Below are 19,726 nucleotides of genomic sequence, written 5' to 3'. Positions count from 1 at the left end.
CCTTCATTCGCAATGACAAATGTATATTTAATTTTGCACTACTACTTAACTGTGTAGCAGGTTGACAAAGTGGTGCAAGCGTATCATCCTAGAGTGTTTAGAAGGTAAACCACATGAGTAACCACATTAAGAGTCTATGCTAACAGCACAACCTATCACTATTGATTTGTTTGCTGGGGCTGGCGGCTTTGGTCTAGGTTTCGAGATGGCAGGTTTCTCTGTTCCTTTATCCGTTGAGATTGATACCTGGGCTTGTGATACACTGCGCCATAACCGCCCTAATATGACAGTTATTCAACAGGACATCCGTGATTTAAACACTGCAAGTAGCGTTAAGGATATCTGTCACTTCAAGCCGGATATTGTTATTGGTGGGCCTCCATGTCAAGGCTTTAGTATTGCCGGGCCAGCACAAAAAGATCCTAAAGACCCTAGAAATAGTCTATTTATTAACTTTGCCGAGTGGATATGTTTTCTCGAACCTAAAGCTTTTGTAATGGAGAATGTTAAAGGTTTACTTTCGCGCAAAAATATTGAAGGTAGAAAGGTAACAGATATCATTACAGAAACTTTTGAAAATCTAGGATATTTTGTAGAAGTCTGGTCATTAAATGCTGCTGAATATGGTGTACCACAAATTAGGGAGCGTATTTTTATTGTTGGAAATAAAACAGGAAAAGAATTAGGTATTCCTCCCAAAACACATTCCTTAGATTTATTGCATATCAATGGCTCTCAATTATCAATATTTGCCTGTATGGGTTTACTTCCTGCCATAAGCTTGTGGGATGCTATATCAGATTTACCACAATTGAATGCACGGGAGGGTGAAGAGGAACAACCTTATATTTCAGAACCTCTCAATAACTATCAAAGCTGGATTAGAAATGCCAGTCAAACACTTTATAATCATGTTGCAATGGATCATTCCCAGAGGCTTGTAGAACGCTTCAAACATATTAAATGGGGTGAATCAAGTTCAAACGCACCAAAAGAACATGGGGCCAGACGGCGTAGTGGAAATGGTGAGTTATCTGAGATAAGTTATGACCAAAATAACCGACGTTTAAATCCATATAAACCATCACACACAATAGCAGCTTCGTTTTATGCCAATTTTCTTCATCCTTTCCAGCATCGCAATTTGACAGCCCGTGAAGGCGCACGTGTTCAATCTTTTCCTGACACTTATCGTTTTCTAGGAAAGAAGACTGTTGTATCTCACAAGTTATTACATCGAGAAGAGAGATTCGACGAGAAGTTTCTTTGCCAGTACAATCAGGTAGGTAATGCTGTACCACCTATTCTTGCTAAAGCGATCGCACTTCATCTTCAAAATAAATTACAGCTATGCCCAAAAGCGATAGGAACCCTTTAGTTCACGGCTCTAATCTTGAACAAAAGGAGAATCACCGCACAAAATACAGAGATGTTGATAGTAAAAAATATCTCATTGAAATTAGAACTGAGTATGATAATTGGCGTTCTGCTAATCTCGAATTAGTTGGCCCGACATCAACACCTACTGCTCAAGATGACGCAATTATTGCTACTAGGGTAGAACTTCTATCAAAATATAAGGATTTTTTAGACCAGCAGCATTATGCTGAAAAGTTTGATTCTCGATCGAACCTTCACTCTAGCGTGTTGGAGGAATTTCTCTATTATCTGTTTAAAGATTTAGTCAGAGACTTTGGAGAAAATGCTCTCATAGGCAAATCACATACCTTCAAAGATATTTTCTTTGTGCCGCCAAAATACTCTGAGATGCTTAAGCGACCGTATGCACGTATTGAAAAGAAAGATCATGACTTTGTAATTGGAGCGACTATTCAAGTATCATTTGAAGCAGCAACCCCACCAGAGAAAGATGAAAATCCTGGTGAAATACTGCCACTTCTTAAAGAGGAACCGGAAAACTACTCTGAAGTTACAGTTACAGGAAATACCGAAACGCACATTTTCGATATTCCAGTTGTTGCTATTGAATGTAAGACATATCTAGATAAAACTATGCTCGAAGGTTCATCACGAGCGGCAGAGGACTTAAAGGCAAGAAATCCAAATAGTTTATATGTTGTACTTATGGAGTGGATCAAGTTGACCAGTGATGTCAATCTTCGGAAGTACAAGGTTGACCAAATTTACGTACTACGTCAGCAGAAAAACACTGACAGAGAATTTAGGTATGAAGAAAAATATGTTAAAAATTCAATTAATCCAGTTGTAGTTCAACATCTATTTCATAAAGTGCGGAAGCATCTGAAAATGGACTGGACTGGCGGAATTAAACACGGTATAGAGCGTGGGTGGCTAATTGACGAGTAGCTACTGACCTTATTCGGCACTTGTGACACTTGCGTAGGTTAATAAAACCTGAAATAATCTGCGAAAGGCGATCGCAATATCTTAACTATTAATACAATGCTCCAAATTTTGCTAATAAAGCAACTACAATTCATCAATTGTTACTAAACCGCCCTCGATAAACTGTATGACAAGTTCATACCCATCAAGTAAAGCAGTTCCTAGTAAAGGTCGCTTTCCTGTCGCAAGTACATTCACTTCCCGTTCTTCTCCATTCCAAATAATGTTACCTTGATGTACTGCCAAGATTACATTACTATTGTCAGCTAAATTTGCATACATTTCATACACGAAAGGGAAACCCAGTAGAGTAACTGCTGCTGGAGGCAGAGAAAGAAACTCTGCAAAACCTGTATCGATAACAAATTCAATAGTAAAATCTGGTTTATTTGTAAGTCGAAATATGATATTAACTGTTGCGCGTCCGTTCTTGACAATACCAGAAATCACCGATAATCGCGCTCCATGTCACCACTGAAGGAAACAGCTACTTTGTAACCAATGCGAATACCAAAAAGTCGAGCAAATGGGTGTTTATTACGTAAATATCGTGCCGATTCTAAGCCTGTTTTATCAATTGCGTATTCACCTGTTTCTATATCGATAATCACCATTTTACCGATGTTTTCTTCTCGTTCCACTTGTTGACGAATGCTATTTTCATATAATTCTTTCGCTCGTCGTCCAACTTCTTCACTGCTTAAAAGTATGCTTTGCACGTTCTTGCTCCTTGCTGTTATTTTTTCGCGTTTGCAGTTCATGTTAAGGAATAGGTTGTCTTTGGGTTAGTCTTCGTTGAAATAAGACTCCACATCCATACGATCATGCAAAATACGAATAATATCGATAGTTTCATTAGTTTCCTGATAAAAGATCAAATGTCGTCCGATGTGGTACTTGCGATATCCTGAGCGAATATCATCACAAGTACGTCCTCTGTGTGGCTCTCGTGCCAAGACATGAAAGCAATCGTCCAAGATAGCAAGATAACGGTTTCTCTGCTCAGTTCCCCATGTTTTTTGGGTGTAGCGACCGATTGATAGCAAGTCTTGAGTGGCTAATTCAGTAAGGCGAAATGCTGACATGCGCTATTCACGGTCAAGTTCTGCAAGCAATCCTGAGAGAGAATACTCAGCAAATCCGCTATTTTCCCCGTCTGTCAATGCTCGTTGCAAAGCGGCAAGTTTTATTTCTCGCTCTTCTAAAAGGCGCAGTCCTGCTCGAATCGCTTCACTGGCGCTGGCAAAACGACCGCTTTCAACTTGATTGGCGATAAACGCTTCAAAATGCTCACCCAAGGTAACACTTGTATTTTTTTGCATACAATTTCCTCCTGTATAATACCAATATATAATATTTTTGGTATTAATCCAGATGAAAATTGTAATTGATGATGTCTAAAAACCTCATTAAATAAAAACGTAGAGCAATAAATACTCTACCGTAAAATATGTTAAAAATTTAGGACTTACGAACTGTACAAAAGAACAATCTTGTGTATTACTTAAATCAATCATATTCTCTAAAAACTCTCTAGTAATTCAGACTAATTCCGCACCTAAAAGCCTACCTTCAATTGGTTCATACTCATCTTCTAGTAACCATAACTTGGCTGCATTATAGTCATTACTAGAAAATACAACTTTATAACCCTGCGCCGGATCATAAACTTGACAGTTATCTTCAGTGTCGCAAAGCAATAAAAGAATATATGGAGGGGATAACATTGGATCTATCCATACTTCTGTAAATTCCCAGTTATTCTTCACTTGGTCTTGTGCGGTGGATAACGTGGTATTGGTCGTCTGCATTAATTTTTATCTCCCCATAGTAAAGTAGAATACGGCTACCATCTGGACTGATTCTATAACCTATTGGTTCATCAAAAAACATTCCATAACGGTCATCTCCTCAAATCATTCTGGTGAACGATACCTAAAATCAGATGCGAAAAGCGATCGCATACTTCATAGTACATTCTAAGTATTTGGGTAGGGTAATTGGTTTAGCTTGACGTAACAGCTAAGTAACCACAAAAGAGTCGAGTATCTAATTATTTTAAGAATATAGTAATCACACTTAAAATTATTAAAAATCCTTTATTAATACAAAATTAATCAAAAAACAAGTATTTATACATAAACTGATTATTTTTAACTGTATTAAATTTGGATAAACATTTAAAATTAGGGTTTACCAGAATATGAATAGAGAAGTTGGAAAAGTTAAATGGTATGGCGGATTGAACTCAAAAACAGGTCGCCCCAATGATTACGGTTTTATCTCTCAGATCATAAATTCTGATGATTTGTATTTTAATAAACGTGATATTAAATGTAGTGAAGATTATCTTAAACAAGATGCTATTGTCTCTTTTTATGTTAAGACAGTAACAAATAAAAATGGCAAGATAAGTTACCAATCTTTTGATATAGATTTAATACAGAATGAAGAAGATTTAGATGTTATAAAAACCTGTGCTTTAAGCAATCAAGTCATGTTTTGGCAGCCAATTTTTAGTAAATATTTGCAAAATTGTATAAAGAATAAAAGTCAATCTGTAGATGATTTGGCTGCTCTTTGTATAAAAAAGTTGAATTTGTTAAGCATTTATCAAAAATATTCTTTTCTCCAATCTTTACCAGAAGAGATATATCTGGCTTCTAAAGATATTCGGAAGTTATTACAACCCCAACAAGCTATTAAAATCTTTAGTCAAATTGTGGAGGAAACTGAAAGCAAAGACATAGTTGATGAAATATTTGAATATCTTAATAATCATGAGAACCTCGTAACTGAATTACCACAACAACTACTCAAAATTCCCAAAATTTATGATATAGCACCCAAAAAACTTCAAGCAAAGTATATTATTAGCGCATCTAATAATAATTTAAGTAAGTCACAATTGGATAAACTAGTTGATATATTAAAAACTGCCACTACAGCAGAACTTAACTATATTGTATCCATACTTCCTTCTGAGTTACAAGCACAACCAATAATTTTTGATTTTTTGCTCCCAACAGTTCAGGTAGATATTATATGGGATAAGTTTAAGTATGACACAGTTAGTATATGGGAAAAACTTTCACAAGAGGCAAAGGTATTTAGTTTATATAGAGCAGTTCAAGAAAACTTGGATTTAAATATTTTAACAAAAAAAGCTGATAATAACGATATTACTCTTGTCTCCTTTTGTCTAAAACTTTTTGCATATCCTAAAATTTCATTTCTCAAACTACATGAATCATTGCTGAAACTGATAGTTACTGTTAATGGCGATACATCTCAATTATTTCCTTTATTTAGAAATGAAGATTCAATGTTATTTGATGACATTTCATTGGATGATATAACCATGTTACTTGCTAATATCTCCTCTGATAAGGGTGATTTAACAAGCTGCTTAGAAAAAGAAAGTAGTACTAATAAATGTTATAAGTGGAACCTTAGACATTTTTTAGTTGCTAAAAGTATTCAAATTCAATTTCCACGAGTTACTTTAGATGTAGATAAATATATACGAAAAATTAAAGCTTGGGCTAATTTTGTACAAAACAATTCTCAGAGATTAAAATGTAAATTTTGTGGAGAGATAATGACATTCAATCCTGAATACAGTAAGTATTCAACTACACAGGAGATAACAGTTTTTTGGTGCCCAAATGCTGATCCAATAGAATGTTCAGGTATTTCTGGATTAGACGGTAGAAATCATAATTACAATGTTTATATAAATCATTGTTGGAATTGCTCTAAAACTGTTGATAGTAGGAATAGTTTACAACATTACGGAATTAATTATAAAAGTGACGGTTGGGTTAAATGTACTAATTGTGGTGCAGGAAAAAAGCCAGGATATTAGAAACACAATATTACTATGGTATTTTTTGGTTTTTCCTAAAACATACACGAATCTGCTACTGATTACTCCCTTAATTTTTTCATAGTTTCTTCATTCACAATACCGGTTACTGGAAGTCTATTTGTTCGCTGAAAATCTTTCACTGCCAGTTCTGTATCTTCATCAAAAATTCCACTAGGTAGATAGGGATAAAAATTCTTGTCCAGCAACTTCTGTTGGATATTGTGAATATCAGTTCCAGTATCACCTTTTGAGTAAGCTGTTAAAGCTTCATATTCCTCGTTTGTTAAAAATCTTCCACCAGAATTTTGAAGTAAGTTTTCTACTTCCTTTGAATCTGTTTCAACTAAAATGAGATATTCATTCGTCTGCGGATTTTTCGATGTTGATAAAAATCTTTCTATTTTTTTATTTTGCCACTTCTCCATTAGTTGTAGTTTCAATTTATCCACAATTTCTTGGTCTGTAAATCCAAGATGGAATCTATTCATGTCTACTACCTCGGATATAAAGTTATAGCTTTCCAAGCTAACTCGTAATTATATGGATATTTTTGTATAATGTCATTTTTTGGCATTAGAAAAGCAACAAACTTTAATTAATATATTTTTTAGGCTAAAAAAATTTATACTTCATCTTACAAATAAATAAAAACGGTAGAGCAATAAATACTCTACCGTTTTCTAATTTTCTATTTGAGATTTAAATCCCAAACCCTAAATCTTACTCAACACCTTGGGGTAACAATTCCCGACGCTGTTGAGAACTAACTTGGACAATGCCATTTTCATCCACATCAACAAGGGCTGTATCGCCATCTTTAATCCGACCAGACAGAATTTCTTCTGCTAGGCTATCTTCTAACAGGCGCATAATTGCCCGACGTAATGGCCTTGCGCCGTAGCTGGGACTGTAACCTTCTTGGATCAAACGATCCTTGAAGCGGTCTGTGACTTCTAAGGTGATACCCTTTTCCGTCAGACGACCAAATACTTCCTTGAGCATAATTTCGGCGATTTGGGTCACTTCCGGCTTGTTCAACTGACGGAAGACGATAATTTCATCGAGTCGGTTGAGGAACTCTGGACGGAAGTACTGTTTGAGTTCTTCGTTGACCAAAGAGCGAATCCGGTTGTAAGTTGACTCGCTGGCATCTTCGGAGAATTCAAAGCCGATACCGCTACCGCCTTTTTCAATTACCTTAGAACCAATATTGGAAGTTAAAATCAGCAAGGTGTTCTTGAAGTCCACCGTGCGACCTTTAGCATCAGTTAACCGACCGTCTTCCAAAATTTGCAGCAGCATGTTGAAAACATCGGGGTGGGCTTTTTCGATTTCGTCGAACAACACCACGGTGTAAGGACGCCGCCGCACGGCTTCGGTCAGCTGACCACCTTCGTTATAGCCAACATAACCTGGAGGGGAACCAATCAGCTTGCTGACGGTGTGACGCTCCATGTATTCGGACATATCTAAGCGGATCATCGCTTCTTCGGAACCGAAGAAGTAAGCAGCTAAGGATTTCGCCAACTCGGTTTTACCTACACCAGTAGGCCCAGAGAAGACAAAGCTAGCTATGGGTCGATTGGGATTTTTCAAACCGACACGAGCGCGGCGAATTGCCCGTGAAACTGCTTTCACAGCTTCATCTTGACCAATTAAACGCTGGTGCAAGGTGTCTTCCATGTGCAGCAGCTTTTCAGATTCAGATTCGGTGAGTTTGTTCACCGGTACTCCAGTCCAGGAAGCGACAATGTGAGCAATGTCTTCTTCTGTAACTACAGGTTCTTCACCTTCTGTGCCAGTTGCATTGGTCTTGCTTTGAGCGATCGCCCGGATTTCGGCTTTGATTTCCATTTCGCGATCGCGCAATTCTCCAGCTTTGTCAAAGTCTTGAGAGCGCACCGCGTCATCTTTCTCTTTTAATATCTGACGCAGTTCTTTGTCTAACTCTTTGGCTGCGGGTGGCAGTTGGGAGTTAATTAAGCGCACTCTAGAACCAGCTTCATCAACTAAGTCGATGGCTTTATCTGGGAGGAAGCGATCGCTAATGTAACGATCTGATAATTTCGCCGCCGCTACCAATGCTTCGTCGGAGATTTTTAGTTTATGGTGTTGCTCGTAGCGTTCGCGCAGACCATATAAAATTTCAATTGTTTCATCAACTGTAGGTTCACCAACCATTACTGGCTGGAAACGCCGCTCTAGCGCTGCATCTCGCTCGATGTGCTTCCGGTATTCATCTAGGGTTGTAGCACCGATACACTGCAACTCACCTCTGGCCAAAGCTGGCTTGAGGATATTCGCTGCGTCAATAGCACCTTCTGCCGCCCCTGCACCAATTAAGGTGTGTACCTCATCAATCACGAGAATGACATTACCCGCCGAGCGGATTTCATCCATGATTTTTTTCAAGCGTTCTTCAAATTCACCCCGGTACTTGGTTCCTGCTACGAGCAAACCAATATCCAGCGTGACGACGCGTTTATCTTCCAGGATGTCAGGGACATCTTTGGTGGCAATGCGTGAAGCTAAACCTTCAGCGATCGCCGTTTTGCCAACCCCTGGTTCCCCAATCAGCACTGGGTTATTTTTAGTTCGGCGACCCAATATCTGGATCACTCGCTCAATTTCTTTAGCGCGTCCCACCACTGGATCGAGCTTATTATCTATTGCCATCTGGGTCAGGTTTGAACCAAATTCATCCAGAGTCGGGGTTTTTGTGCGCCCGGATGAACCGCCTGGTGAAACTTCGGCAGTTTCTCCCAACATGCGAATAACTTGGGTTCTTACCTTAGATAGATCCACGCCGAGGTTTTCTAGCACCCTGGCTGCGACGCCTTCCCCTTCGCGGATTAGGCCCAACAGCAGATGCTCGGTGCCAATGTAGTTATGCCCCAGTTGGCGTGCTTCTTCTAGGGAGAGTTCTAAAACTCGCTTTGCCCGTGGCGTAAACGGAATTTCCACGGCAACAAAGCCTGATCCCCGTCCTATAATTTTTTCAACTTCAATTCGGGCATCTTTGAGATTGACGCCCATTGATTTCAGCACCTTTGCAGCCACCCCAGTGCCTTCGCCAATCAGACCCAAGAGGATCTGCTCGGTTCCAACAAAGTTGTGACCTAAACGGCGGGCCTCTTCTTGGGCCAGCATGATTACCTTAATGGCTTTTTCAGTGAAGCGCTCAAACATGGCTTTATCCCATCATCTGCGGTCGTGCCGGTATGCTGATTTTAGCACAGGCAAAGCTTTTGGATGCCTGTATAACAGATTATAGACATCCTGAAGCTATGACTTTAGTTGATGGGCTAATTGTTAACTATTGACTACTCTTATCTGGCTAGTGTACTGAGGAGCTTTAGTTCACCAGCCTTTTTGGGATTTATTACAAATAGCTGACTGCTTAGATTAAGGGTTTCTTGACTCAATCCCAAACATTTATATTTAACATATATATTTTTTAATATCAAGCAAAAATAATTAATATATAATTTACTTATATGAATGAGTTTTTAGATAAAACATTTGAATAAAAATAGGCGCGGTAAAGTTACATTTTTTTGCTGAAGCCGATCGCAAGCGCCAGTAATTCCAAATTACTCATACCCAACTAAATAGGTAGGCGCAAATAAACCTAACTATATAACAAAATGTAGAAAGTTTAAAACCCATGTGATTGCTTCACTTTGCTCCGTTTGTACATAGTTATAAATTTTCTCGCCTACCTACTTAAAAAGCAAGTGCCAAGAGGATTTTTCGAGGCGATCGCTGACAATGGAATACCATTGGTCTAAAGTTGCTTTAAATTTGCGGTGTTGTAAATCTGGCAGCCAAAGGATTAAAGCATCCTCATCGTTATCTTGGTAGTAACGCCGCCGCCGCCCAGCTGTTTGAAAGCCAAATTTTTGATATAAAGATATTGCCGCCAAGTTGGAAGCTCGGACTTCGAGGGTAGCTCGCTCCATTTTGCGATCGCAAGCTGTCTTAATGAGTGAATATAATAAAGCTGCACCCAAACCTTTACGGTGATATTGAGGATGAACCGCCAAAATTGTAATGTGAGCTTCATCTAAAATTGACCAAAAGCAACCCATTCCTAGCAAACTTGTGCTGGAGGAGGGGGAAAACAAGCCGAGTATATCGCTGTTGGGACTATCCAATTCTCGTTTGTAGCCATCGAGAGTCCAAAGTCCACCAAAACAAGCTTGATCGAGTTCCAGAATAGCACTGAGATTTTCTAATGTCAGTAATTTAATTTCTAAGTCTAATGAGATCACATTTATTGAATAACGTTACAAACCCTTTGTACACTGGGAATCGGGAGACAAATTCAAAGCCCGTAATTTGAACAAGGAAAATTTTTATAGTTATGGTATCGACTCACCCCACTGGGGTTCAACATTCTGGAAGTCAATATTTACCTCAAAGGCACGACACCAAGGCAAATCCATCGCCTAATCAGGAACTTTTACCCTTAACTGCCAGAGTCCATAATCATGACTCCTTGGAAATTGGTGGGTGTGATGTCACAACCCTAGTTGAGCAGTTTGGTTCACCTTTATATATTTTAGATGAAGAAACCCTGCGTTCGGCTTGTCAGCAATACCGAGATGCTTTTAAGCAATACTACAAGGGTGAATCTCAAGTATTGTACGCCTCAAAAGCTTGGAATTGTTTAGCAATTTGTGCGATCGCGGCTTCCGTTGGTTTAGGAATTGATGTTGCATCAGGCGGTGAACTTTACACCGCGCTGCAAGCAGGTGTCAATCCTGAGAAAATCTATCTTCATAACAACAATAAATCTCGTGAAGAACTGATTTTTGCCACTGAAGTCGGTTGCACTATTGTGGTGGATAACTGGCACGAGTTACGCACTTTGGTAGAAATTGTCGAGAGGGCAAATTCTCCCTCTGTACAGCCTCGATTCCTGTTGCGTCTGACCCCAGGTATTGAATGTCACACACATGAATATATCCGCACGGGGCAACTAGATAGTAAATTTGGTTTTGATCCAAATGAGTTAGAGGAATTATTTACTTTTGTCAGCAAACAGTCTTTCCTTAACTGCGTAGGGTTACATGCTCATATCGGTTCCCAAATTTTTGAACGCCAACCGCATCGAGATTTAGCAGCTTTGATGGTGCAGTGGTTGCGGGAAGCGGCAAAGTATGGTTTAAAACTGACAGAGTTAAATGTTGGTGGCGGTTTAGGGATTAAGTACACAGAATCAGACGATCCCCCTAGTATTGAAGAGTGGGTGAAGCCGATTTGTGAAGTAATTCAAGAAGCTTGTGCGGACGAAAATTTACCTTTACCAAAATTATTGTGTGAACCAGGGCGATCGCTAATTGCCACAGCTTGCGTCACTGCCTATACTATTGGTTCATCCAAAGTTATCCCAGAAATTCGTACCTACGTAGCGATCGATGGGGGAATGTCTGATAATCCCCGTCCGATTACTTACCAATCAGTTTATCGGGCAGTTGTTGCTAATAAAATGTCTTCTCCCTTGACCGAAACAGTCACAATTGCTGGGAAACATTGTGAATCAGGAGATATTCTGATTAAGAATGCACTACTTCCAAAGACTGAACCAGGAGATATTCTCGTAGTTATGGGAACTGGTGCGTACAATTACAGTATGGCATCTAACTACAACCGCTTGCCGCGATCGGCAGCAGTTGTTGTGGCGAATGGCGAAGCAAATTTAATTTTGCAACGTGAAACTTATCAAGATTTAATTCGACAAGATCGCCTACCAGAAAGGCTGAAAATTTAGTCATTAGTCCTTAGTCCTTAGTCATTAGTCATTAGATTAGGAATTAATTACAAATGACTAATGACAAATGACCAATGACTAATGACTAAATGTAATTAGAGGCAAAAGTGTAATCCAGATGTCATGAGAGATTGGTGGAAGCAATGGCTGATAAACCTAGGATGGTCACAGTCCTTGCTACTTGGGACTCTGGATATTGTGTTAGTGCTGGCGCTGACGTACATGATACTAGTTATTATTAGTGAGCGCCGGACACTGTGGATGGTGAGGGGATTCATTATCTTAATGCTAGCCTCCGCACTAAGTGGCAGACTAGGACTACCTCTGCTAAATTTTGTACTGGAAAAGTTGGTGATTGGTTGTGCTGTAGCGATGGCAGTTGCTTTACAGTCAGAGTTTCGGCGGTTTTTGGAACAATTGGGGCGTGGCGAATTCCGCCAGTTGTTTCAACCCGACCGGCTGGCAATCCCCAAATCTGATAGTGTAATTGATGAAATTGTTGAGGCTGTTAAAGAATTGTCAAAAAACCGCATTGGAGCTTTACTAATTGTGGAAACCACAGGGCCAATAGATGAGCGAGATTTTTCTGTGCCAGGAGTAAAGCTAAATGCGGAGGTTTCTAAAGAACTAATCCAGACAATTTTTCAGCCGAAAACTTTGTTACACGATGGGGCTACATTGATTCGTGGCTCACGGATCATCTCATCGGGTATAATTTTACCACTTTCGGGACGCACAGCCTCGCGCCAGTTGGGAACACGCCACCGGGCGGCAATGGGAATTACTGAGCGGATCGAAAATTGCATTTGTGTCGTTGTGTCTGAAGAAACGGGTTCTATTTCCTTAGCGGAACGGGGAACCCTAAATAGACCCCTGACGATTAGGAAGCTGAAAGAGTCATTAGAGGCTCTTTTGTCCCCAATCGTGGATAGGGAAGCTGTAGCTCCTGGTCTGTTAAGTTTTGTTCGTCAGATAGGTAGTAAGACACGAACACTGGTTTCACGTTTACTCAGATTACCATCGACCGCTTCTCGAGATAAAAAATGACAGCACAACAAACTAAACTGCAAGATTTGCCTACTGATTTAAAACAAGAACTATTGCCGCAGCACGTTGCGGTGATTATGGATGGCAATGGTCGATGGGCTAAACGTCAGGGTTTACCTCGGATTATGGGCCATAAGCGCGGAGTAGATGCTCTTAAGGATTTACTTCGTTGTTGTCAGGATTGGGGAATTCAGGCGCTGACGGCTTATGCTTTCTCAACGGAGAACTGGAAAAGGCCGCAAGAAGAAGTAGATTTTTTGATGACTCTGTTTCAAAGAGTTTTGCGCCAAGAATTGCGGGAAATGGTCGAAGAGAATGTGCAAATTAAGTTTGTGGGAAATTTGCAGGCTCTCCCACGATCGCTCCAACAAGAAATATCCCGTTCAATGGAAGCAACCAAGGATAATGGTGGTATCCGGTTTTCAGTAGCAACTAATTATGGCGGACGACAGGAGATTTTACAAGCTTGTCAAGCGATCGCAAAACAAGTCCAGCAAGGTCTGCTACAACCCGATGAAATTAATGAACAGGTATTTGAAAGCCACTTGTACACAGCCGGAATTATTGACCCAGATTTGCTAATTCGCACCAGTGGAGAAATGCGTCTTTCAAATTTCCTGCTCTGGCAAATGGCTTATGGAGAAATTTACATCACCGATGCTCTCTGGCCCGATTTTGATCGGGCTGAGTTTCACCGCGCCTTATGTGCCTACCAACAACGCGAACGGCGATTTGGTAAAGTGTAAATCAAGAATCGTCGTGAAATAGGGCTTTGATATCTCGATAGCCACTGACGACACGGAAAATCTCCACATCTTGCTCTATGGGCATGTAGAGGATGAGGTAATTATCTATTGAGAGGCTACGGATACCAGGTAAAATTTCATCACGTAATCGTCCGAGACGAGGGAACTGAGCAATTTGGGCAAATTTCGCGTCCAGCTTACTTAAAAAACCCTCAGACTGAGCCAAACCAGATTGTCTCGCAATATAATCTGCTATTTGCTCGATATCTTGAATTGCGGGTTTGGTAAGGCGAAATTGTGGTGTCATGCTTCGTCCGAAACACCGTAGCGCGATCGCATATTGGCGCGAATTTGAGCCATTGCAGCCGAGCCATCAACAACTTCGCCTCGCCCGGATGCTTCCCGCCCAATACGCGCTTCTTGTTGCAAGTCTTGCAGCCGTCCTTGATAGATGTCTTCTTGCTGTTCCAGGAGTTTTATGCCTGCAAGAATAACTGCGATCGCGTTCTGATACTTACCGCTAGTGATTTGGCGTTGAACTAGGGCTTCTACTTCAGGTGGCAGAACGATTTGCATAGATTTTTGTCAAAGTAGGAGTAACTTTAATTGTAAGCGATCGCTTTTGTCAGCTATACCTTACAAGATTGGCAATCACATTTTTACGATGAACTGGACTCAGCACTTCATCTATGGCCCAGAAAACACGGCTTGTTCTACATCATCCCGACTAAGAGAATACTTAAATGAACGTTGGATATCTTGCCCATTTTCCCCAGATTGGACATATCGCACTACAATTTGCTCAACATCGAGCCATAGTTCAGCTTTCCAACTAGGGCGCTGTATATGCCAGCAATGCCTCTGTGTGTCGTCTTGTTGACAGCCTTGGTTTTTTAGCCACTGTTCAATTTGTGGCAGAGGATGATTATATAACGGGGTATCAGAGGGAAGAAGAGGCATAGGAATTTTGGATTTTAGATTTTGGATTAGGAAATTTTTTAGTTTTTAATTACTATAGGGGTAATTAGTTGCAATACATGGTTAATTTGCTGTTGTACAGATGGAGTTGGCTGTAGCAAATGCGTTTGAAAAGCAGCCTCACCACGAGTTAAGCCAATGGCAATTGCTAGTATCAGACAACCTACAAATGTTAACACCAGCATAAATAAAGCAAAAATTTCGCCAGATGAAAGGGGGCGATCGCTCGCATCGAGGTAAGCTGATTTTGACCAGTCATGACGCGAGACGGGACGGTTCAAGTCAGGGGGTGGTTGAATCACCGCAAAGCGAGAATAGCCAATTTTTGAATCATAGCCCAAGCGCCGTTCTGGATGGCTAAGGGTAGCGTAGGCTTCGTTGATTTGCTGAAATTTGAGAGTGGCGATCGCAGTGGGCAAATCTGTAGTATCAGGATGATAGCGTTTGCTCAGTTGCCGATAAGCACGACGAATGTCGATTACCGATGCCGAGGGATGCAGTCCTAGCAGGGAGTAATAAGTTGGTTTACTGCTTTGTGGCATTGCCCCGTTTTGATTCACGGCTGTTTGAGTCACCTTGCTCAAAGATATTTTTTATATTCTAAATCCTTTGTGATTGGTGAAGACGGAAGAAGACAGAGCAGGTCAAGTATTTGATAAAATATTTTATAAAGCATTGAATTAGATGCGATGGATATCAAAATTAATCTCGAAAATATTCAAACTCTCACAGATTTCAAACGCAATGCCAAGGATTACCTAGAGCGAATTAAGTCCACAAAGTCGCCACTTGTACTAACTGTAAACGGGAAAGCGGAGGTTGTGGTACATGAAGCGCAAGCGTTTCAGCAGATGATAGATAAACTCGCTCGTCTTGAGGAAGAACTCGAAAAATTCAAACTAGAAGCGTTACGCACTCAGATCGACATTGGGATTAAGCAACTTGAGAGCGGCCAGTATACTGAATATAATGACGAGTCACTTTCGGCTTTTTTTGCAAATATTAAAGCACGAGGGCAGGAAAAATTGGCTGACAGCGATTCTGTATGAGTCGATTTCGGATTTCTACTCAAGCAGCGCAAGATATTGAAAATATCTGGAAATATGTAGCGCCAAATAATTTAAAAGCTGCTAATAGACTTTTTGATACTCTGCGAGAAAGCTTTCCAAAACTGGCTAAATTTCCCCAAATGGGCAGAGAACGACCTGAATTAGCACCTTTTTTGCGAAGTTTTCCGGTAAAAAATTATTTAATTTTTTATCGCCCAATAGACGAAGGTATAGAAATTGCACGTATATTGCACGGCTCACAAGATATAGAAACTATTTTTCAAGATGAAAGTTGAGGTCAAAATAATTCGTAATTCATAGTTAAGTCTCTACGAATAAATGAGAGGGCTTGAAATATTGATTACATTTTTTCCCCACTGATAAATTAAGGGATTTGTACCATTAATTACAAATTATTTTGGTTAATAAATAGCTGGATATGCTATCTCATTCCTAACCCAATAAATCAGCACGGGGTTTAAAAGTTTCAATTTGTCGCAATTTTTCGTAGAGTTCTCGTTCTTCTTGAGTAATATTTTTTGGGGTAACTATTTGAATTTCCACTAATTGATCGCCACGTTTACCGTCATCGCTAGGGTAGCCTTTATTCCCTAGTCGGAATTTTTGACCAGACCTAACTCCTTCAGGGATGGTCATTTTTACAGGCCCGTCCAAAGTTGGTGCTTCTACCTGTCCTCCTAAAACTGCCTCTGTGGGAGTAACTGGTACTTGGCAGAGGATATTTAAACCATCTAGCTTAAATAATGGATGGGGATCAACGGTAATTTTTAAGTATAGATCGCCACCACCAACGCCTTGGTTCCGCAAACGGATGGTTTGACCTGTTACCATCCCTGGAGGCATACTAACTTCTAGCGATCGCCCATCTTCCAAACGAATGCGTTCATTACCACCTTGATAAGCTTTTTCTAGTGGGAGCGTTAATCTGGCTTCTATATCTCGACGGTTAGTGCGAGGTGGGGGGCTAACTGTGTAGGCAACTTTTGTTCTGGGGGAACGAAACGGATCGGTATTATTGCCATTATTAGACTTACTTGCCGTATTTTTATTTTTGACGCCGATAACTTGATTAATAAAGCTTTCAAAATCAGAGAATTGGCTTGGATCTACGTCCTGATTACTGTTGCGATCGCTAGGGCTACTCTGCCAGGTTTTAGCCTTTGGCGTCTGTTTGTTGCCCGCGAAGCCTTTTTGCTTCCAATAGCGGCTAAATTGGTCGTATTGCGATCGCTTGGCTGAGTCTGAAAGGACTTCATAAGCCTCGCCAATATCCTTAAATTTTTCCTCAGATTCTTTGTTACCCGGATTGAGATCGGGGTGATATTGTCTTGCTAACCGCCGATAAACTTTTTTAATTTCCTCACCAGAGGCGTCTTTAGATACTCCCAAAATCTCATAGTAATCGCGGAAATTAGGCAAATTTTGCATAGTTAGTTATTTAAATTTTAGATTTTAGATTAATTAAAAGAGAAGAGTTAGGAGTTAGGAGTTAGGAGTTAGGAGTTCTGAGTTCTGAGTAGAGACGCTATTAATTGCGTCTTTACAGGAGTTATGAGTTGAAAGATTTAATTTTTAACTCCTCACTTCTAACTCCTCACTCCTCACTTTTAACTCCTCACTCCTCACTTCTAACTCCTAACTTTTCTTACAACCAATCATTGTCTTCTTCATCGTCCCAGTTATCTTGGTAGCTGGGACGGGATTTACGTGGCGGACGGCTTTGGCTTTCATAAGAGGAAGAACGGCTGTCTCGGCTATAGTCTCTGCCATAGTCTTTACCGTAATCTCTGCCATAGTCCTTACTGTATGAGTCGCGTTCTCGATATGTATCTTTGGGAAAGTCGCGTTCTTTATCTTTATCACCAGTAAAGATGTCACGGATTGTACCAAACAAGTCGTCATCTTCATCTTCAGCATAAGTTTCTCTAACTTCCCGATTTAGCTCATAGAGAGCATCTTGCAAATCGGCGTAGGCTTGATCAATACCGCGATCGCTATTTTCTTTAAGACTCTCTTTTAAGTCTCGGCAAATATTATCAATTCTTTGGCGGCGGTTTCGGGCAAACTGCATACCAAATTCTAGTGCTACTTCTCTAAGTTGTCGTTCTGCTTGGAAAATTAACGCCTCTGAACGAGTCCGCTTTTCTACCCGTTCTTTACGTTCGCGATCGACATCGGCGTATTTTTGAGCATCTTGAATCATCCGATTCACTTCTGACTCGTTCAAGGTGGAAGCGCCTTGAATGGTGATACTCTGCTCTCGCCCAGTGGTTCTATCTAGGGCTGTTACCTGTAAAATACCGTTAGCATCAATATCAAATGACACCTGTACCTGGGGAATTCCTCGTGGCGCTGGTGGAATGCCATACAGCTTGAAACGTCCCAAAGACTTATTGTTTGCTGCCATTTCCCGTTCGCCCTGGACTACGTGGATTTCCACAGTATTCTGGTTATTTTCGGATGTAGAAAAAATATCAGAGCGGCGGACTGGGATGGTAGTATTGCGGGGAATGAGTTTTTTCATGACGCCGCCGATGGTTTCTAACCCCATAGAAAGGGGTGTGACATCCAAAAGCAGCACATCTTTGAGTTCGCCTGCGAGAATTCCGGCTTGAATTGCTGCACCTACTCCCACTACTTCATCAGGGTTAACGTTTTCGTTAGGTTCTATGCCAATCAAGTCCCGTACTAGCTGCTTCACCATTGGCATCCGTGTAGAACCGCCAACTAACACCACTTCTTCAATGTCTCTGGATGAGAGTCCGGCATCTTTGAGGGCGCGTTTCACTGGTGTCCGCAATCGCCCTACCAAATCACCACACAACCCTTCAAATTGAGAACGCGTTAGACGAGTTTCTAGATGTTTGGGGCCTTCCTGATCGGCAGCAATAAAAGGTAAGTTAATTTCGGTGACGCTGACAGCAGAAAGCTCAATTTTGGCTTTTTCCGCCGCTTCCATCAGACGTTGTAAAGATTGTCTCTCGCGTCTTAAATCTATCCCTTCGGTTTCCAGAAATTGCTCTGCTAGCCAATCTACTATAACTTTGTCAAAGTCGTTACCACCAAGTTGCGTATCTCCACTGGTAGCTTTAACTTCAAATATGCCATCGCCTACTTCTAAAATTGACACGTCAAAAGTACCACCACCCAAGTCAAATACTAAGATAGTTTCCGTGTCACCCCGATCTAATCCATAAGCCAAAGATGCAGCAGTTGGTTCATTGAGAATCCGCAGCACCTCTAAACCGGCAATTCTGCCAGCATCACGGGTTGCCTGCCGTTGAGAATCGTTAAAATAAGCGGGTACTGTAATCACTGCCCCTGTCACCGGTTCACCCAAATAGCGACTAGCATCGTCGGCCAATTTCTTCAGCACCATTGCCGAAATTTCTTCTGGGGCGAAATCCTTATTGAGACGGGGACAAGCAACTTTAATATTGCCTACTTCGTCCTTGCGAATGGTGTAGGGTACACGCTTGGAATCTGGACTAAGTTCGGCATACTTGCGCCCAATGAAGCGTTTCACTGCAAAAAAGGTATTTTGGGGATTGAGGACGGTTTGTCGCCGTGCCATTTGCCCAACAACCCTTTCGCCTTCTTTGCTAAAGCCAACTACGGAGGGGGTTGTTCGCATTCCTTCTGCATTGGCAATCACCACCGGCTTGCCACCCTCCATAACGGCGACTACTGAGTTGGTTGTACCCAAGTCGATGCCGACTACCTTGCCCATGCGTTACTCTTCTCCTAAAGTGTCTTATATATATTATGATTGGGCGGAACTACCTCTAGCTTTGTGCTATTGGATGAAAACACCTCAATGGTATAATAGTCATCATTAAGGCAATAAGCTAAGAAGTTCAGCTAGAGCAGA

General features: G+C 40.8%; 23 protein-coding genes. 8 read left to right on the top strand and 15 right to left on the bottom strand.

The window, feature by feature from the left end; translation table 11 throughout:
* The first annotated feature begins 136 nt into the window (after window positions 1-136).
* Both D1367_RS02560 and D1367_RS02555 read left to right on the top strand, forming a co-directional pair.
* Window positions 137-1,378: a DNA cytosine methyltransferase gene (locus D1367_RS02560; RefSeq protein ID WP_118162487.1), complete on the top strand. Its 1,242-nt coding sequence runs from the start codon at window positions 137-139 to the stop codon at window positions 1,376-1,378.
* The gene (locus D1367_RS02555) at window positions 1,351-2,328 is read left to right on the top strand and encodes a Bpu10I family restriction endonuclease (RefSeq protein ID WP_118162484.1); all 978 of its coding nucleotides are present in this window, start codon (window positions 1,351-1,353) and stop codon (window positions 2,326-2,328) included. Before D1367_RS02560 ends, D1367_RS02555 begins: the two co-directional genes overlap by 28 nt.
* Before the next feature lie 123 nt (window positions 2,329-2,451).
* Here the strand turns inward: D1367_RS02555 and D1367_RS02550 are convergent, their stop codons facing one another.
* The 6 genes from D1367_RS02550 to D1367_RS33180 all read right to left on the bottom strand — a co-directional run bounded on the left by D1367_RS02550 (window position 2,452) and on the right by D1367_RS33180 (window position 4,260).
* The gene (locus D1367_RS02550; RefSeq protein WP_118162481.1) at window positions 2,452-2,817 is read right to left on the bottom strand and encodes a clan AA aspartic protease; all 366 of its coding nucleotides are present in this window, start codon (window positions 2,815-2,817) and stop codon (window positions 2,452-2,454) included.
* Window positions 2,814-3,086, bottom strand: coding sequence for a hypothetical protein (locus D1367_RS02545; RefSeq protein ID WP_118162479.1), 273 nt, complete (start codon window positions 3,084-3,086; stop codon window positions 2,814-2,816). Before D1367_RS02545 ends, D1367_RS02550 begins: the two co-directional genes overlap by 4 nt.
* 66 nt (window positions 3,087-3,152) lie before the next feature.
* Window positions 3,153-3,452: a type II toxin-antitoxin system RelE/ParE family toxin gene (locus D1367_RS02540; RefSeq protein WP_118162476.1), complete on the bottom strand. Its 300-nt coding sequence runs from the start codon at window positions 3,450-3,452 to the stop codon at window positions 3,153-3,155.
* 3 nt (window positions 3,453-3,455) lie between these two features.
* On the bottom strand, window positions 3,456-3,689 hold the full coding sequence (locus D1367_RS02535) for a type II toxin-antitoxin system ParD family antitoxin (protein WP_118162474.1): 234 nt from the start codon (window positions 3,687-3,689) through the stop codon (window positions 3,456-3,458).
* Window positions 3,690-3,908: 219 nt separating this feature from the next.
* Entirely contained in the window at window positions 3,909-4,178 is a 270-nt protein-coding gene (locus D1367_RS02530) for a hypothetical protein (RefSeq protein ID WP_118162471.1), read from the bottom strand.
* On the bottom strand, window positions 4,126-4,260 hold the full coding sequence (locus D1367_RS33180; protein WP_410477544.1) for a DUF6972 family protein: 135 nt from the start codon (window positions 4,258-4,260) through the stop codon (window positions 4,126-4,128). Before D1367_RS33180 ends, D1367_RS02530 begins: the two co-directional genes overlap by 53 nt.
* Window positions 4,261-4,570: 310 nt before the next feature.
* Here D1367_RS33180 and D1367_RS02525 point away from each other — a divergent pair, with 310 nt between their 5' ends.
* Window positions 4,571-6,235: a hypothetical protein gene (locus tag D1367_RS02525; protein WP_118162468.1), complete on the top strand. Its 1,665-nt coding sequence runs from the start codon at window positions 4,571-4,573 to the stop codon at window positions 6,233-6,235.
* Window positions 6,236-6,297: 62 nt separating this feature from the next.
* On the opposite strand, the gene D1367_RS02520 is transcribed toward D1367_RS02525, so the two are convergent.
* The 3 genes from D1367_RS02520 to rimI form a co-directional block, all read right to left on the bottom strand.
* Window positions 6,298-6,726 (bottom strand): peptidoglycan-binding domain-containing protein, encoded by a 429-nt coding sequence (locus D1367_RS02520; RefSeq protein WP_118162466.1) that lies wholly within the window; start codon window positions 6,724-6,726, stop codon window positions 6,298-6,300.
* Between the two features lie 232 nt (window positions 6,727-6,958).
* A complete protein-coding gene (locus D1367_RS02515; protein ID WP_069071487.1) occupies window positions 6,959-9,427 on the bottom strand; it encodes an ATP-dependent Clp protease ATP-binding subunit in 2,469 nt (822 codons plus the stop codon).
* 533 nt (window positions 9,428-9,960) lie between these two features.
* A complete protein-coding gene (rimI, locus tag D1367_RS02510; RefSeq protein ID WP_118162464.1) occupies window positions 9,961-10,512 on the bottom strand; it encodes a ribosomal protein S18-alanine N-acetyltransferase in 552 nt (183 codons plus the stop codon).
* Window positions 10,513-10,604: 92 nt separating this feature from the next.
* Here rimI and lysA point away from each other — a divergent pair, with 92 nt between their 5' ends.
* The 3 genes from lysA (at window position 10,605) to D1367_RS02495 (ending at window position 13,807) form a co-directional block, all read left to right on the top strand.
* Window positions 10,605-12,014 (top strand): diaminopimelate decarboxylase, encoded by a 1,410-nt coding sequence (gene lysA / locus D1367_RS02505; protein ID WP_118162461.1) that lies wholly within the window; start codon window positions 10,605-10,607, stop codon window positions 12,012-12,014.
* Between the two features lie 123 nt (window positions 12,015-12,137).
* Window positions 12,138-13,061, top strand: a complete 924-nt coding sequence (gene cdaA / locus D1367_RS02500) for a diadenylate cyclase CdaA (RefSeq protein WP_118162459.1) — start codon at window positions 12,138-12,140, stop codon at window positions 13,059-13,061.
* Window positions 13,058-13,807 carry an isoprenyl transferase gene (locus tag D1367_RS02495; protein ID WP_118162457.1) on the top strand — a complete coding sequence of 250 codons (750 nt, stop codon included), beginning with the start codon at window positions 13,058-13,060 and terminating at the stop codon, window positions 13,805-13,807. Before cdaA ends, D1367_RS02495 begins: the two co-directional genes overlap by 4 nt.
* Window position 13,808: 1 nt before the next feature.
* On the opposite strand, the gene D1367_RS02490 is transcribed toward D1367_RS02495, so the two are convergent.
* The 4 genes from D1367_RS02490 to D1367_RS02475 all read right to left on the bottom strand — a co-directional run bounded on the left by D1367_RS02490 (window position 13,809) and on the right by D1367_RS02475 (window position 15,327).
* Window positions 13,809-14,114 (bottom strand): type II toxin-antitoxin system RelE/ParE family toxin, encoded by a 306-nt coding sequence (locus D1367_RS02490; protein ID WP_118162455.1) that lies wholly within the window; start codon window positions 14,112-14,114, stop codon window positions 13,809-13,811.
* Window positions 14,111-14,383 carry a ribbon-helix-helix domain-containing protein gene (locus D1367_RS02485; RefSeq protein WP_118162453.1) on the bottom strand — a complete coding sequence of 91 codons (273 nt, stop codon included), beginning with the start codon at window positions 14,381-14,383 and terminating at the stop codon, window positions 14,111-14,113. Before D1367_RS02485 ends, D1367_RS02490 begins: the two co-directional genes overlap by 4 nt.
* A 111-nt stretch (window positions 14,384-14,494) precedes the next feature.
* Entirely contained in the window at window positions 14,495-14,767 is a 273-nt protein-coding gene (locus D1367_RS02480) for a DUF3143 domain-containing protein (RefSeq protein WP_100898769.1), read from the bottom strand.
* 38 nt (window positions 14,768-14,805) lie between these two features.
* Complete coding sequence (locus D1367_RS02475; RefSeq protein WP_118171047.1) at window positions 14,806-15,327, bottom strand: J domain-containing protein; 522 nt, start codon at window positions 15,325-15,327, stop codon at window positions 14,806-14,808.
* Window positions 15,328-15,474: 147 nt separating this feature from the next.
* Here D1367_RS02475 and D1367_RS02470 point away from each other — a divergent pair, with 147 nt between their 5' ends.
* Together D1367_RS02470 and D1367_RS02465 are read left to right on the top strand one after the other, a co-directional pair.
* Window positions 15,475-15,834: a type II toxin-antitoxin system prevent-host-death family antitoxin gene (locus D1367_RS02470; protein ID WP_118162450.1), complete on the top strand. Its 360-nt coding sequence runs from the start codon at window positions 15,475-15,477 to the stop codon at window positions 15,832-15,834.
* Window positions 15,831-16,130 carry a type II toxin-antitoxin system RelE/ParE family toxin gene (locus D1367_RS02465; RefSeq protein ID WP_118162448.1) on the top strand — a complete coding sequence of 100 codons (300 nt, stop codon included), beginning with the start codon at window positions 15,831-15,833 and terminating at the stop codon, window positions 16,128-16,130. The genes D1367_RS02470 and D1367_RS02465 overlap by 4 nt, the downstream gene beginning before the upstream one ends.
* A gap of 157 nt (window positions 16,131-16,287) precedes the next feature.
* On the opposite strand, the gene D1367_RS02460 is transcribed toward D1367_RS02465, so the two are convergent.
* Together D1367_RS02460 and dnaK are read right to left on the bottom strand one after the other, a co-directional pair.
* Window positions 16,288-17,283: a DnaJ C-terminal domain-containing protein gene (locus tag D1367_RS02460; RefSeq protein ID WP_118162445.1), complete on the bottom strand. Its 996-nt coding sequence runs from the start codon at window positions 17,281-17,283 to the stop codon at window positions 16,288-16,290.
* Window positions 17,284-17,500: 217 nt separating this feature from the next.
* A complete protein-coding gene (gene dnaK, locus D1367_RS02455) occupies window positions 17,501-19,585 on the bottom strand; it encodes a molecular chaperone DnaK (RefSeq protein WP_118162443.1) in 2,085 nt (694 codons plus the stop codon).
* Window positions 19,586-19,726: the final 141 nt, after the last annotated feature.

Origin of the sequence: Nostoc sphaeroides, assembly GCF_003443655.1 — a bacterium.
GTDB lineage: Bacteria > Cyanobacteriota > Cyanobacteriia > Cyanobacteriales > Nostocaceae > Nostoc > Nostoc sphaeroides.
This window is presented reverse-complemented; position numbering and strand designations above follow the sequence as displayed.